Raw genomic sequence first — 14,269 nt, 5'->3', positions numbered from 1 at the left:
CAGCCGACGGTGCGCACGCGGTGTCAGGACAGGCGGTTGACCGCCGACGTGAACAGGGCCGGGCAGCGCGCGGCGGCCGGGACGATACGGCGGGCCGACCAGGGCCGGCCGCGCAGCCACAGCAGGGAGCCGGTCAGCAGCCGGTAGTCGCGGGAGACCCGGCGCCACGCCGCGTCGTAGTCCTGCGGGCGGTCCGCCAGCACGCAGCGGACCAGCTGCTCCGCTGCCGCCAGCGCCACCGCGATGCCCTCGCCGGTCAGCGCGTCGACGTAGCCCGCCGCGTCGCCCACCAGCAGCACCCGGCCCGCGGCTCTGGCGCGCACGCGCTGCCGCAGCGGCCCGGCGCCCCGGGCGGCCGTCGCCGCCCGCACGGGCAGCCGCTCCAGCAGCCGCGGGAAGGCGGCGAGCTGGGCGGCGAAGGGGCCGCGGTCGGCGGTCAGCACCGCCACGCCCACCAGATCCGGCCCGACCGGCGTCACGTACGCCTCGGCGCGCGCCGACCAGTGCACCTCGACGACATCGCTCCACGGCGGCACCGCGAAGTGCCGGCGCAGCCCGTAGCGGGCCGGCCGCTCCCCCGCCGCGGCCGGGGCGGCGTCCGTGCCGAGCCGCAGCGCGCGCCGCAGCGGCGAGTGCAGGCCGTCGGCCGCGGCCAGGTAGCGGGCGGTCACACCGGCCGCGGTGACGCTGCGCGCGTCCTGCCGCACGCCGTCGACCCGCACCGGCAGCGTCCGCACACCGAGCCCCGCGGCCGTCGCCGCCAGCGCGGCGTGCAGCGCGGTGCGCCGTACCCCGCGGCCGGGCACGCCGCGGAAGCGGGCCTCCGCGCGGTGCCGCCCGTCGAGGTAGGCGATGCCGTGCAGCGGGGCGCCCGGGACGTCGACGCCCAGCGCGGCCAGCCGCCGTACCGCCGAGGGCATCAGGCCCTCCCCGCACGCCTTGTCCACCGGGCCCGGCCGCGGCTCGGCGACCACCACCTCCAGGCCCGCACGGGCGGCGTGGATCGCGGTCGCCAGCCCCGCCGGGCCGCCGCCCGCCACCAGCAGGTCGATCATGCGGGCGCCGCCGCCGCCAGCGCCGCGTTCTCGCACCGCAGCCGCACCACGAGCAGCGCGGCGTTCGCCAGGCTGAAGCACAGCGCCGTCAGCCACGCCCCGTGCACGAGCGGCAGGGCCGCGCCCTCCACCACCACGGCCAGGTAGTTGGGGTGCCGCAGCACCCGGTACGGGCCGCGGTCCACCAGCGGCAGGCCGGGGACGACGATCACCCGGGTGTTCCAGCGCGGCCCCAGCGTCCCGACGCACCACCAGCGCAGCACCTGCGCGGCGAGCACCAGGCCCAGCATCGTCCCGCCCAGCGCGGGGGTGAACCCGCGCCCCGCGAGGTGGACCTCGGCCAGGCAGCCGGCCAGCAGCCCGGCGTGCAGCAGCACCATCACCGGGTAGTGCCCGGCGCCGTGTTCCGTGCCGCCGCGCGCGAAGCTCCAGCGCGCGCCGCGGCGGGCCGCGACCAGTTCGAGCAGCCGTTCGGCGGCCACCAGCAGCACCAGCAGGGTGTATGCGGACATCGGCGGCCTACCAGCGCAGCAGGACGGTCTCGGAGCAGAATCCCGGCCCCATCGCCAGCACCAGCCCCGGGCTGCCCGGCAGCGGCCGCTCCCCGTCGAGCACGTCCCGCAGGATGTGCAGCACCGACGCCGACGAGAGGTTGCCCACCTCGGCGAGCGAGCGCCAGGAGGCCTCCAGCGCGCGGGCCGGCAGGTCCAGCGCCTCGCGCACCGCGTCCAGCACCCGCGGACCGCCCGGATGGCACACCCAGCCGGTCACGTCCCGCGGCTTGAGCCCGTGACCGGCGAGGAAGTCCTCCACCTCCGGCCCGACGTGACGGCGCACCAGCTCCGGCAGCTCGCCGCCCAGCACGATACGGAAGCCGCCGGCGCCGATGTCCCAGCCGAGCAGGCCCTCGGTGTCCGGGTAGAGCCGGCTGCGGGCCGCCACCACCTCCGGCCCGGCCGCCTCGCGCTCGCGCCCCACGGCCACGACCGCCGCGGCGCCGTCCCCGAACAGCGAGCCGGCCACCGCGTTCGCCGCGGAGGTGTCGTCCCGCTGGAGCGTCAGCGAGCACAGCTCCACCGACAGCAGGACCGCCACCGCCCGCGGGCGCGCCCGGAGGTAGTCGTGCAGCCGCGCGAGGCCCGCGGCCCCGCCCGCGCACCCCAGCCCGAACAGCGGCAGCCGCTTGACGTCCGGCCGCAGCCCCAGCTTCCCCGCGAGCCGGGCCTCGACGGAGGGGGCGGCCACGCCCGTCACCGAGGTCGAGATCACCAGATCCACCTCGTCCGGCGCGATGCCCGCCGCGTCCAGGGCGCCCCGCACCGCCTCGCCGCCGAGCACCTGGGCCTGCTCGATGAAGCGGTCGTTGGCCTCACCGAAGCTCGTGAGCCGCGCGTAGCTCTCGAGGGGGAGGGCGAGGTGGCGGGTGCGCACGCCCGACGCGGCGTGCAGACGCGCCAGGACGTCGTGCCCCGGCACGCGGGAGGCGCGTTCCGGCTCCCGCCCCGCCGGGCCCGGCGCCATGCTCGCGAGGGCTTCCGTGATCTCGTACTGCTCGTACCGATACGGCGGAAGCACCGCATGGACGGCGCCGATTCGCGTCATTGGCTCAGCATACGTATGACTTCGCCTGATATGTCCCCTCGCTCGGCCGTGTCGTCCCCCGGCCCCCGCCGGGCGCGGTCCGCGGCCACCCGGCGGGCGGGGGGCTGTGCGCGCCGGAAGTGCGCGACCGCCCGCGGCGCCGCGGCGGCCCGCTCGCCGCCGCCGGCGGGGGAAGCGGGCGGCGTGGGAGCCGCCGGGCCACGGAGCGGCGGGGCATGGTGAAGGGATGGGTATCCGCGGTGTGGTGAGGGCGAGTCATCCGGAGGCGTGCGCCGTGGTCACCGCGCTGGCGACCGTGCTCGCGGCGGCCTCCGGCGGCAGCACCGCGCATTGCGTGCTCCTCGGGGCCGCCGTGCTGAGCGGCCAGCTCTCCGTCGGGTGGTGCAACGACGCCGTGGACGCCGCGCGCGACACCGCGGCCGCCCGCCACGACAAGCCCGTCGCCGCGGGTGCCGTGGACCGCGGGGCGATCGCCGCGGCGGCGGGGCTCGCGCTCGCGGCGTGCGTCCCGCTCTCCCTCGCCATGGGCGTCCTCGCCGGCTCCGCCCACCTGGCGGGCGTGGCGGCGGCGTGGGCGTACAACCTCGGCGTCAAGCGCACGGCCGCCTCGTGGCTGCCGTACGCGCTCGCGTTCGGGCTGCTGCCGGCGTTCGTGACGCTGGGCCTGCCGGGCCACCCGTGGCCGCCCGCGTGGGCGCTCGCGGCGGGCGCGCTGCTGGGCGTGGGCGCGCACGTCACGAATGTGCTGCCGGACATCGACGCGGATCTGGCCGCGGGCGTGCGGGGCCTGCCGCAGCGGCTGGGCCGGCGGCGCTGCCGGGTGCTGGGCCCGCTGCCGCTCTTCGCCGCCTCGGCGGTGCTGGTGTTCGGGCCGCCCGGCCCGGCCGGTCCGGCGGGCTGGGCGGCCCTCACGCTGACCGGCGTCCTGGCGGCGGCGACCACGGCGGTGGCCGTTCCCGTGGCGGTCCCTGCGCAGGGGGCGCCGACCGGGAGCCGGCTGCCCTTCCTGACGACGCTCGCCCTCGCCGTCACCGCCGTGGCGCTGCTGGTGCTGCACGGCGGCTCGCTGGCCGCCGGCACGCGCTGAGGCGCCCGCCGCGGTGTCACCGCACCGTTCTGCGGTGCCTGCGGGCGCGCATCGCCAGCAGGTCGAGGGGGATCAGGACGAGTCCCGCCGCCACCGTCACCAGCTGGGCCACGGCGGCGACCCACTTCTCCGTGAACCAGACCGGCTCGTACATGTCCGGCACCGGGCCGAGCTTGCCGACGTCGACGTAGCGGTAGATGACGATGAGCGCGAAACCGCCCGCGGCGAGGAGCCAGCCGAAGAGGTCGGCGGGCAGCCGGCGCCAGACCAGGACGAGGAGCGCGGCCAGTGCGGAGAGGGCCGCCTCGATGCGGAAGAGGTCGCCCTGGCTGACGGTGGCCTTCACCACGTCGTACTGCGGGGCGAGGTCGGCGTGGACGTACGCGTCCACGGCGAGGCCGGCGGCGGCCAGCACGCGGGCGGTCCACTCCAGTGCTCGGTTCGCCATCGCGGGCTCCTCCACCTCGTCCTCACTCGTCCCGTCGCCCGTCGCGCCGCCGGGCGACGGGACGGTGCCCTGCACGGAGGGGGGACCCGGGAGCGGTGCCGCCTCCCGGCCAGGTTGCGTCCCCCGCGGGCGCACCGCGCGCGGCGGTCGGCCGCCCGGGGGACGGCCCGGGGCGGATTCACGCCGACGGCCGCGCCCGCCGGGGGTTCCGGCGGGCGCGGCCGTCAGGCATGAGCTGTCAGGCGTCAGGCGTCAGAAGCTGCTGTACGACTGGAGGACGTACGCGCACTGGGTGTAGATGTAACCGCTCTGGAAGTTGCGGGTGTCGGCGACGGGCGTCGCGTCGTCGCTGGCGTCGAGCGGCTTCTGCATGATGTAGGAGGTGCCGGGAGGCACGTGCAGGGTGTGCTTGGCGTAGTGCGCCTTGCCGTCCTTGCAGGCAAGGCTCTGCGCGAGCGAGTCGCTCATGTAGGCGCTGCACCCGCTGCACCCCTTGAGGGTGAAGCTGCCGGTGGTCCTGCCCGTGTAGAGGATCTCGATCGCGTCGGGGCTGTCGTTGGTGAAGGTGACGCTGATGGAGCCGCCGTTGCCGTTGCCGGGCAGCTTCTTGCCCGCCGCAGGGATCTTGGTCGCTATCTCGGCGGCGATGGCGATCCTCTGCGCGGACGCGCGGTTCTTGTCCTTCGGGTACTTGCTCCGGAAGTCGTTCAGCGTCTCCAGCGCGTCGTCGAAGCTGCCGTCCTTGTACTGCGACACGCCGCAGTTGTACATGCCGGTCTCGGAGTAGCCGGCCGCCTTGCGGACGTCGGCGTCCAGGGCGGCGGTGATGCCCGCCTTGTCGCCGGGCAGGTCGGCGGCGTCGGAGCCGAGGGTGCCCAGCTTGTCGACGGCCGCGCAGGGGTCGCCGCCCGTGACGAGCTTGCCGCTGCTGTCGATCTCCGCACGCAGCGCCGGCTCGACCTTGGCGGCCTGCGGCGACCTGGGGAAGGTGGTCAGGAGCGTGCCGAGCTTGCCGCTCTCGCTCGCGGCACCCTCGGTGAAGGACGTCAGCTCCGTCCAGCCGCATTCGTACAGGGAGGTCGCGAGCCTGTCGTCCGGCCAGGTGGCGAGCCGGCCGACGGCCTTGGCGTCGATGTGCTGCGGCACCGTCCGCAGGTAGGTGAGCGGGTCTATCGCGTCGCAGTACTTCTTCTGCTCGTACGCCCCGCCGACGGCGGTGTAGAAGGTCTGCATCCGGTCCGGCACCTTCTTGCCCGCCTTGGAGTCCGCGTGCTTGGTGTGCAGGTCGTTGTACGTGGCGAGGGCGGACTCGAAGTCGCTCCTGGCGGACGCGAACGGCTTGGCGCCGGCCGCCTGGACGAGCTTGTCGGCCTTGTCGAGCCGGTCCAGCAGCTGCTGCTGGACGGCGTCGTCCTTGGCGCCCTTGTAGTAGACGACTGCGCCGGCGGGGACGGCGAGCAGGACCAGGCCCATCACCAGCGCCAGCGGCGCCTTCGGCGGGAAGGACAGCCGGGTGCGCAGCCCGCGCAGGGCGCCGTGCACGGCGGTGAGGACGAGGAAGACTAGGTACGTCACGAGCACGCCGCCGGACACGCCGTCCGGGTCGGCGGGCAGCGCGGTGACCAGGAAGACGGCGGTGCCCACGAGCGCCACGGCGAGGGCCACCCAGCGGCGGGTCACCAGGTAGCCGATCCCCAGGCCGCTGAGGTTGAGCAGGCCCACGGCCGCGGCGCGCAGCGGGTCGGCGGGCACGGGCGGGACCGGCGGCGCGGGGGGCATCGGTGGCGGGCCGAACGGCGGGGGCGGCGGGGGCGGCGGGGGTCCGAACCCACCGCCGCCGCCTGCCCCGTAACCGCCGCCGTTGTCACCCTGCTGGCCCCAGCTCATGGCAAACCCCCCGAGAAATCCGGACCCCACCCACGGTAAGTACGCGCATACCGGCGGTGCCGAGCGCGTGAGGGCCTATTTATATCTGATGCCCGGGACAGCCCGCCGGTTCCCCCGGACGGGTGAGGATGCGGTGGCGGCGGGACGGGCGCAGTCTGGACGGAGTGACAGCCGGGGGCGGCCGCGGTGTGCGCGCCGCGCCCTCCCGGACCTCCCGACGCCGGGGAGCGGACATGGGCGAGACCGAGGTGCTGGTGGTGGGCGCGGGCCCGGTCGGGCTGACCGCGGCGCTGGAGCTGCGCCGCCGGGGCGTCGGCTGCCGGATCGTCGACCGGCTCACCGCGCCGCAGCCCCACGCCAGAGCGGTCGGGGTGCTGCCGCGCACCTTCGAGGTGTGGGACGCGATGGGCCTGGTGCGCGACGCCCTCGACGCGGCCGTGCCGCTCTACGGCCAGCTGGTCTTCGTCGACGGCCGTCCGGGCCCGCGGATCGAGCTGCAGCTGCCGCCGGACGTCCCGTACGGCTTCGCGGCCCTGCCGCAGGACGTCACCGAGCAGCTGCTGACCCGGCACCTGGAGGCGTACGGCGGCCGCGTCGAGCGGGGCACCGAACTGCTCGGCCTGGACCAGGACGGCGACGGGGTGCGGGCCCGGATCGCGGCGCCCGGCGGCACCGAGACCGTACGGGCCCGCTACGTCGTCGGCTGCGACGGCGCGCACAGCCGGACCCGGCGGGAGCTGGGGATCGCCTTCGAGGGGGACGCCTTCCCCGAGGAGTACATGCTCGCCGACGTCGAGGTCGACTGGGACCTGCCGCCCGGCTACGCCGTCCGCTCGCTGCACCACGACGCCGCGGGCGAGGTCGACGACCTGCTGGTGTGCGTACCGCTGCCCGGGCGGGGCCGCTACCGGATGTCGATGCGGGTGCCCGGCGAGCTGGCGTCCGCGCCGCCGGAGGACGAGGAGGGCGCGCACGGCCTGGAGGCCGGGCGGGCGCCGGAGCCGGCGCACATCCAGGCGGTGCTCGACCGGCTCTCGCCGCGGGAGGTCACCGCACGGCGGCTGCGCTGGTCGTCGGTCTTCCGCATCAGCCACCGGCTGGCCGAACACTACGGCGCCGGACGCGTCTTCCTCGCCGGCGACGCCGCGCACATCCACCCGCCGACCGGCGCCCAGGGCATGAACACCGGCATCCAGGACGCGTACAACCTCGCCTGGAAGCTCGCCCTCGCCGTGCAGGGCGCCGCCGCGGACGGGCTGCTCGGCAGTTACGACGCGGAGCGGCGGCCGGTCGGGGCGGAGGTGGTGGACCGCACGGTGCTGCACGCCCGGCAGGGCGGTGCCCGGGCGGACGTGCTGCGCGAGGCGCAGCTCCTCGTCTCCTACGCCGGCAGCCCGGTCGTCGCACCCCCGTCCGGCGGCGGCCCCGGGCCCCTTCCCGGTGACCGCGCGCCCGACTGCCACGGACTCACCGGCGACATCGCGGCTTATCCCGTGCGGCTGTTCGACCTGCTGCGGAGTCCCCACCACACGCTGCTGCTCTACGCCGGGGAGGACGTGGCCGCCGAGGAGCTGCGGGCCTGCGCGACGGCCGCGCGGAGCGCCGCCCGCGGGCGCGTCAACGTCTTCGCCGTGCTCGCGCCGGGGGCCTTCGGCGAGGGGCTCGGCGTACCGCGCGTCCACGACCGCGACGCGGCCTTCCGCCGCGCGTACGGTGCGGTGGCCCCCGAGGCGTTCGTCATCCGCCCCGACGGCCACCTCTCGGCCCGCTTCCCCTCCCCCGCCCCGGCCGCCCTGGCGGCCCACCTCCACGCGTCCCTGCGGGCGGCGTAGCGGGGACCACCGGGCTGCCGCGTGCGGTGGACCGCGGCCGCCCCCTGCCGGGGCCGATCGCACGGGCCCCCGCGCCCCTGACGGGCTCGCCCCCACCCGCAAAAACCGCCGCCGGGGCCCGCCGTGGACCGGCGCAGTCGCCCCGTCGCCGGCGTGGCCGCCGGTCCCCCGCGCCCCGGTGGGACCCTCAGTGGGCATGCGTGGGGGCGCCGAAGCGGGCCAGGCAGTGCCAGACCTTTTTGACCGCCTGGGGGTCGTGGTCTTCGCAGGACGCGGCGGCTCCGAGCATCCGCGGGTCGAGGAGGCCGTCGACGGCGATCCGGGCGGCCAGGTCGACGTACTCCTGGCCGCGGTAACCGGGGTGGCGGCACAGCTCGGTGACGGTGAGCCGGAAGCCGCCGTGCCATTCGACGGGGCAGCCCAGGCGCAGCGCCGCCTCCTCGACCGGGGTGCCGCGGTGGCAGGGGTCGAGGACCAGCGCCTCCACGTGCCGGTCCGGGCGGACGGGGCCGTGGATCTGCGCCTCGACGTAGTCGTCGAGGTCGTCCTGGCGGTCGGCGGGGGCCTGCGCGACGAGGGGCATACGCGCGGCCACCCCGAAGTCGGCGGGCTCGTGGAAGCTGTCCGGGTGGCAGAAGGTGGTCCGCGCCAGGGTTTCGGCGGTCAGCCGGAAGTGGGCGGAGCCGAACCGCGGTGCGCCGCCGACGGGCTTGCGGCGGAAGTTCAGCGCGCCGTGGACGGGCCGTTCGCGGGCGGGCGCGTCGTCGTACGCCCCGGCGAAGATCCGGCTCTCCCAGCGCCACCGGTCGCCCCCCGGGTGGGCGGTCAGCCGGCCGTTGCCCGTGCCCGTCACGAACTGCGAGCGGTAGACGCCGTCCTCGGCCATGGCGTCCAGGACGAGCCTGCCGCGCACCGGGCGGTCCGGGTGGAAGTTGAGGGTCACCCGCAGCGCGGGGTCCACCGGCGGGCCCGAGGACAGCCCGGCGACATGGCCGAGCGCCCGTTCCTGCGGGGTGAGGGGTCCGCGGAGCTCATCCGCACAGTGTTCCGCCCGCCGCGCGGCGGGCGCACCCGGTTTCCCTAGCGCGCCCCGGCCCGTCAGGCGGCGCAGGAGGCGGGGGCGCCGCACGGGCGGGACGGCCTCCCCGGCGGGGTGGTGGGTACGGTGCCGCTTCGCGCGCAGGACGGCGGCCTGCACGCGGAGGCGTTCCGGGTCGAAGCCCGGCGGTGCCTGCCCGCCGCCCACGAGCGCGGCGAGCAGCGCCTCCTGGGCCGCGGCCAGGGCCGCCCGCTCGCGCGCGGTCATGCGCGGCGCCCGCGCGCGACGGCGGCGCGGATCGCGGCGAGCTCACCCGCGAGCTCCGCGTCGGTCGGGTAGGCGCCGTCGCGTTCGAGGAGGACGCCGGGCAGGCGGGCCCGGCCCGCGAGGCTGGCGAGCAGGTCGAGCACGGGGGCGGGGACGGGGTGGGTGTGGGTGTCGTGCCACACCCCGTCCCGCTCGACGCCCCCGGCGACATGGACGTAGCCGAGGCGCTCCAGCGGCAGCTCCCGCAGGACGTCGTACGGGTCGATGCCGAGGTTGACCCGCGCGGTGTGCAGGTTGGCGACGTCCACGAGCAGCAGTGCTCCCGTGCGCGCGGCGATCTCGGCGAGGAACTGCCCCTCCGTCAGCTCCTCGCCGGGCCACGCGAACAGCGGGGCGATGTTCTCCAGCGCCAGCGGCACGGGCAGGTGGTCCTGCGCGATCCTGACGTTCTCGGCGACGACGGCGACGGTGTCCCACGTCCGGGGCACCGGGATCAGGTGCCCGGCCTCCCACTGCCCGGCCCGGGTGAAGGCGATGTGCTCGCTGACCAGCGGCGCGTCCAGCGCCTTCGCGCAGGCGGCCAGGTGCGCCAGCCGGGCGGGGTCGGGGCGTCCGGCGCCCCCCAGCGACAGCGAGACGCCGTGCGGCACCACCGGTACGCCGCGCTCGCGCAGCACCGCCAGGGACGGGGGGATCCGCCGCGGGTCGAGGCCCTCGGCCACGGCCTCGACGAAGTCGACGCCGGTCAGGCGCTCGACGGTCAGGTCGATGGGGCGGCGCCAGCCGACACCGAAGCCCAGGCAGGGCGCGGGCGTCATCCGCCGCACCCGCCGCAGCCGCCCCCGCAACCGCCACCGCCACCGCCGCAGCCGCCGCCCGAGTCCGTGCCACAGCCACCGCCGCCGCCGGACGCGGAACCGGTGCCGGCGCCGCCGAAGAGCGCGTGGCGCAGGTCGCCGTCCGTGACCGCGCCGGCGCCGACGAGCGCGACACCCATCACCGCGGCCGGTACCGGCAGGCCGCCGCCGAGCAGCGCGGGCGCCGGGGCCGTGGCGGGCGCGGCCACGCCGCGGGCCTGCTCCAGCATCCGCTCGGCCGCCGCGGTGCGGCGCGGCGTGGAGTTGCCGACCATCAGCATGACCACCGCGCTGAACGCCAGCTCGGCCAGCAGCAGTCCCACCGGGTGGTGCCGGTGGATTCCGTAGCCGAGCCGGCCGAGACCTGCGCAGAAGACGGCGAGCATGGGCGCGAGCGCGGCGACGGCGGAGGCCGCGCGACGGCCGGGCGCCCGCAGCAGGCCGCGCGCGGTGGCGTGCGCCACGACCTGCTGCACGGCCGCGCCCCGGGCGACGCGCGCCCGGACCGTCGCGAGCGTGGCGCCGTGCGCGCCGCTCACCGCCGCGACGACGTCGGCGGCCACGGCGTCGGCGGGCACGGGCGAGCCGCACGGCGTGATCCGGTGGTCGCGGCCGACCCGCAGCCGGCCCTCCGCGACGAGGGCGTGGACGGCGGTGTCCACGACCCGTGTGGGACCGCCGCTCAGCACGGCGACGGTGTACGGGTCCGGCGGCAGCCAGCCGCCGCCGGGCGCGGCGGCGAGCCGTCGGCGCTGTGCCGAGCGCACGAGGGCCGTGGCGACACCGGCGAGGACGAACAGTGCCGCGTAGGCGGCGAGGAAAGCGGGTCCACTCACGCTTGTCACCTCCACCCGGGGTGACGTCCCCTCACCTCCGCCCGGTTCCCCGGGCAGGGGGTGCGCACCGCGTGCGGTGAGCCGGCGGTCCACGGGTCGCGGCCCTCCCCCCACGGGATGCCGCCCGGGTGCGTCACGCGGTGCGCGGCCGGTGCGGTCCTGCCGTGTGGCGGGGGCCGCGGGCCGGCACCGGATCCGCGGCGCCGGTGCAGGGTCAGTGCAGGGTCACGGTCAGCGACTCCCCGTACGTGTGGCGGGTCGTCGCCCGCAGGGTCGTACCGCCGGAGCCCTGGCGCGCGGTGAACGCGGGGGACGGGGCGGCGGGGCGCAGGGGGCGGCCCGCGAGGTGGAGGGTCACCGTGTCCCGCCCGGTGGTGGGGTCGGCGACGGCCACCTCGACCGTTCCGCCGCGCGACTCGCGCACCAGCACGCACGCCGCCCCGTCGACGGTCAGGCGCCCGACACGGTGCCTGCCCGGCGTGAAGGTGTTGACGGCGAGCAGGCCGAGCCCGGAGTGTCGTACGGCCTGGACGCCGGTGGTGTTGGCGAGCACCGAGACGGGGCCGCCCGCGGCGTACGCCCGCAGCCGCGGCTCGTCCGCGCCGGGGAGGACGGCGTACGCGAACGCCGCGTGCGGGGCGCCGGCGGCCTGGTGGAAGCTCAGGGTGAAGACCTGCTTGGTGACGGCCGTGTCCGGGTTGCCGAGCCGCACGGTGCGCCGGCTGCGGGTGACGGTGCCGAGCGAGACCGTGGCGTCCGGCCGGTGCGGGCCGAGGAGCACGTAGCCGACCGCCGTGCCCTGCGTGGTGTCGGCGTACCGCAGCCACGCCAGCGGCGCGGTACCGGGGCCGGTGACGGGGGCGCCGTGCCGGGTGCGCCCGGTGAGGGCGACGGCGGCCGGCGCCCCGGCGATGCGCGCGTCGGCGGTCGTCGTGACGGGCCGCCCGGCACGGTCGCCGACGCCTGCGGCGAGGACCACGACCTCGTCGTCCAGCATGAACCAGGACCGGGTGGCGTCGGCGGCGCGGTAGGCGGTGAAGTCGGCGGGGAGCAGGCCGGCCTGCGCGGCGGTCCAGGCCGCGTCGGGCGCGTAGACCATGGCCGCGCTGCCGTAGGGGCCCAGGGCGGCGCCGCCGGAGTGGGCGTTGGTGCCGCGCGGGAAGTAGACGTAGGCGTTCTGGGACTCCGAGGAGGAGGTGAAGCCGGCGGCGGGGTTGTCGTACCACTGCGTGCCGTACAGCTCGGGGACGCTGAGCCGGGTCTCGTCGGGGGCGGTGACGCCGGCGAGCCGGTCGGGCGGCACGGTGGTGAAGTAGTCGACGCCGAAGGCCTCCCTCTGGTCCTGGCCGGCGAGGTAGAGGTAGTGGGCGCCGGCGCCCTGGTGCCAGGGCAGCAGGTTCTCGCCGCTCATGTACTCGTAGCCGCTGACGCGCGCGGAGCTGCGGGCGAGTACGAAGGTCCAGCCGGGGCGGCGGTGGACGCTGCGGTCCATGGCGGGGTAGGCGCGGTGCAGGGCGGCCGGGTTGATGTCGCGCGCGGGGACGGCGGGATCGGCGAGGATCGCGGCGTAGGCAGCGACGCTGACGGGCGAGACGAAGCCGGCCGGGTCGGGCGCCGCCCGGGTGACCTGCCGCAGGTGCTTGACGTACGAGGCGAGCGCGGCGGCGCGCTCGCCGGTGGCGTGGCCGGACAGGTCGGTGACGGCCTCGACGACGGGGGCGGTGTCGGCGTAGCCGGTGCCGGTCCGGGAGACGGCCCGTCCCTTGACGGCCTCGGTCATCCAGCCCTCGACGATCAGCGGCGCGAAGCTGCCGGCGACCCAGTCGGCGGCGATGTCGGCGAGGTCTGCGCCGCCGGGCGCGTAGCCGGTGCCGTCGAGGAGTTTGACGGTCTGCACGACGCGGGTGAGCAGCCCGGTGCCGTAGGAGCCGGTGTAGGCGACGGAGGAGTGCTGGAGGAAGGAGCCGTCGGCGTAGAAGCCGTCGGTGACGCCGTGCCGGAGCGCGTACGGGTCGACGGTGGCGTAGACGGTGAGCTGGTCGGTGACGGCCTTGGTGATGCGGGCGGCGTCGCCGAGCGCGGCGCCCTGCAGGACGCGGTTGGTGGTGATGTCGGCGAGGTTGGCGCCGGTGTGGAAGCGCGAGTCGAGGTCGACGTCGCCGTTCTTGCCGTTGCGCAGGTACGCGTCCATCGTGGCGACGTAGGTGGCCGTCAGCGCGGGCGCGGTGGCCGCGAGGGTGTCGCCGAGCAGCACGAGGGTGCGGCTGGCGTAGGTGGAGATGCCGATCTCCCAGGTGAACCAGTTGCCGTAGTAACCGGCCGACTGGTCGCCGTAGTAGCGGTCGTGGAGCAGGCGCAGGCCGTCGACGACGCGCTGCTGCACGGCGGTGTCGGCGAGCAACGCGGAGCCGGGGGCGCGGGTGGCGACCGCGATCTCGTACAGGTACTGGAAGGTGGTGGACAGGTGCGGGTCGCTGGTGCCGAGCCCCAGGCCGTGGAAGAGCTCGCCGGCGCCCGCGGCGTCCATGGCGGCCAGGTGCGAGGTGGCGGCGGCCTCGATCGCGGCGAGCTTGCCCGCGACCTCGGGGCGGGCGTTGGACTCGGCGGTGCCGCAGAAGACGGCGGTGGCGTTGGCGACGACGCGGGCGGCGTCGTCCGGGTCGGCGGCGTCCGCGGCGGGGATCCGCCCGGCGAGCGCCAGCAGGGCGCCGGCGGGGAGCGTGGAGAGCAGGGCACGGCGGGACATCGGCACGGCGGACGCTCCGGCGGTCGGCGGACAGCGGGGGCGCCGCGGCGGGCCGGGCGCCTGACGCATTCAAGCAACCGCGGCCCCCGCTGTCACGGGGTGCGACACGCGTCCCGCGGGTCAACCGCCGTCACGGCACCACGATCACCGGCCAGCGGCGGGACTTGAGCAGCCGGACGCCCGGGGAGCCGAACAGCCGGTGCCACAGCCCGCGCGAGGTGCCGATGACGACGGTGTCGGCGCGCAGCTCGTCGGCGACGGCCGCGAGGCCGGCCGCGACGCTCGCGGAGCGCAGCAGGTGGAATTCCCAGCGCGGCGCGGGCAGTCCGGGGGCGGCCCCCAGTCCGCCGGCGATGCGGTCGCGCAACTGCCCGGCGAGCGCGACGTCGTCGGGGGCGAGCATCCACGCGACCCCGCCGAACAGTGCGGCGGTGTGCTGCGGCAGCACGTGGACGAGCGCGAGCAGCGCGTCCTGCCGGCGGGCGAGGCCGACGGCGTAGGCGACGGCGCGCCAGGAGGAGTCGGAGTCGTCCACGCCGACGACGACCACCCGGCCGCCGCCCCGCGGGGCGGCGGCCCGATCGATTCCCACGGCCTCGCGCCGTGTCCGCCG

11 protein-coding genes and 1 pseudogene are annotated in these 14,269 nt (G+C 76.9%); 2 read left to right on the top strand and 10 right to left on the bottom strand.

The window, feature by feature from the left end; genetic code table 11:
- Nucleotides 1-23: 23 nt before the first annotated feature.
- From ACH4SE_RS13835 to ACH4SE_RS13825, 3 genes are read right to left on the bottom strand one after another with little or no spacing between them, the layout of a single operon-like run.
- The gene (locus tag ACH4SE_RS13835) at nucleotides 24-1,055 is read right to left on the bottom strand and encodes an NAD(P)/FAD-dependent oxidoreductase (protein ID WP_398543573.1); all 1,032 of its coding nucleotides are present in this window, start codon (nucleotides 1,053-1,055) and stop codon (nucleotides 24-26) included.
- The gene (locus ACH4SE_RS13830) at nucleotides 1,052-1,567 is read right to left on the bottom strand and encodes an isoprenylcysteine carboxyl methyltransferase family protein (protein ID WP_398543572.1); all 516 of its coding nucleotides are present in this window, start codon (nucleotides 1,565-1,567) and stop codon (nucleotides 1,052-1,054) included. The genes ACH4SE_RS13835 and ACH4SE_RS13830 overlap by 4 nt, the downstream gene beginning before the upstream one ends.
- A 7-nt stretch (nucleotides 1,568-1,574) precedes the next feature.
- On the bottom strand, nucleotides 1,575-2,657 hold the full coding sequence (locus ACH4SE_RS13825) for a type III polyketide synthase (protein WP_398543571.1): 1,083 nt from the start codon (nucleotides 2,655-2,657) through the stop codon (nucleotides 1,575-1,577).
- A gap of 244 nt (nucleotides 2,658-2,901) precedes the next feature.
- Between ACH4SE_RS13825 and ACH4SE_RS13820 the strand changes: the two genes are divergently transcribed.
- On the top strand, nucleotides 2,902-3,744 hold the full coding sequence (locus ACH4SE_RS13820) for a UbiA family prenyltransferase (RefSeq protein ID WP_398543570.1): 843 nt from the start codon (nucleotides 2,902-2,904) through the stop codon (nucleotides 3,742-3,744).
- Between the two features lie 16 nt (nucleotides 3,745-3,760).
- Here ACH4SE_RS13820 and ACH4SE_RS13815 read toward each other — a convergent pair whose 3' ends face one another.
- Both ACH4SE_RS13815 and ACH4SE_RS13810 read right to left on the bottom strand, forming a co-directional pair.
- A complete protein-coding gene (locus ACH4SE_RS13815; protein ID WP_398543569.1) occupies nucleotides 3,761-4,192 on the bottom strand; it encodes a hypothetical protein in 432 nt (143 codons plus the stop codon).
- 252 nt (nucleotides 4,193-4,444) lie between these two features.
- On the bottom strand, nucleotides 4,445-5,944 hold the full coding sequence (locus tag ACH4SE_RS13810; RefSeq protein ID WP_398543568.1) for a hypothetical protein: 1,500 nt from the start codon (nucleotides 5,942-5,944) through the stop codon (nucleotides 4,445-4,447).
- Between the two features lie 368 nt (nucleotides 5,945-6,312).
- On the opposite strand from ACH4SE_RS13810, the gene ACH4SE_RS13805 reads away from it, so the two are divergent.
- On the top strand, nucleotides 6,313-7,911 hold the full coding sequence (locus ACH4SE_RS13805; protein ID WP_398543567.1) for an FAD-dependent monooxygenase: 1,599 nt from the start codon (nucleotides 6,313-6,315) through the stop codon (nucleotides 7,909-7,911).
- A 187-nt stretch (nucleotides 7,912-8,098) separates the two neighbouring features.
- On the opposite strand, the gene ACH4SE_RS13800 is transcribed toward ACH4SE_RS13805, so the two are convergent.
- The 5 genes and pseudogenes from ACH4SE_RS13800 to ACH4SE_RS13780 all read right to left on the bottom strand — a co-directional run bounded on the left by ACH4SE_RS13800 (nucleotide 8,099) and on the right by ACH4SE_RS13780 (nucleotide 14,248).
- Complete coding sequence (locus ACH4SE_RS13800) at nucleotides 8,099-8,854, bottom strand: DUF3626 domain-containing protein (protein ID WP_398543672.1); 756 nt, start codon at nucleotides 8,852-8,854, stop codon at nucleotides 8,099-8,101.
- A 225-nt stretch (nucleotides 8,855-9,079) separates the two neighbouring features.
- Nucleotides 9,080-10,035, bottom strand: a pseudogene (locus ACH4SE_RS13795) (DUF692 domain-containing protein); the annotation flags it as partial.
- Nucleotides 10,032-10,910: a TIGR04222 domain-containing membrane protein gene (locus ACH4SE_RS13790; RefSeq protein ID WP_398543566.1), complete on the bottom strand. Its 879-nt coding sequence runs from the start codon at nucleotides 10,908-10,910 to the stop codon at nucleotides 10,032-10,034. The gene ACH4SE_RS13790 and the pseudogene ACH4SE_RS13795, both read right to left, overlap by 4 nt.
- A 214-nt stretch (nucleotides 10,911-11,124) precedes the next feature.
- Nucleotides 11,125-13,656, bottom strand: coding sequence for a polysaccharide lyase family 8 super-sandwich domain-containing protein (locus tag ACH4SE_RS13785; protein ID WP_398543671.1), 2,532 nt, complete (start codon nucleotides 13,654-13,656; stop codon nucleotides 11,125-11,127).
- A 130-nt stretch (nucleotides 13,657-13,786) separates the two neighbouring features.
- The gene (locus tag ACH4SE_RS13780) at nucleotides 13,787-14,248 is read right to left on the bottom strand and encodes a universal stress protein (RefSeq protein ID WP_398543565.1); all 462 of its coding nucleotides are present in this window, start codon (nucleotides 14,246-14,248) and stop codon (nucleotides 13,787-13,789) included.
- Nucleotides 14,249-14,269: the final 21 nt, after the last annotated feature.

Origin of the sequence: Streptomyces sp. NPDC020983, assembly GCF_044333485.1 — a bacterium.
In the GTDB taxonomy this organism is placed as follows: Bacteria; Actinomycetota; Actinomycetes; order Streptomycetales; family Streptomycetaceae; genus Actinacidiphila.
Note: the sequence above shows the minus strand (reverse complement) of the source record. Positions and strands in the feature narration are given on the sequence as shown.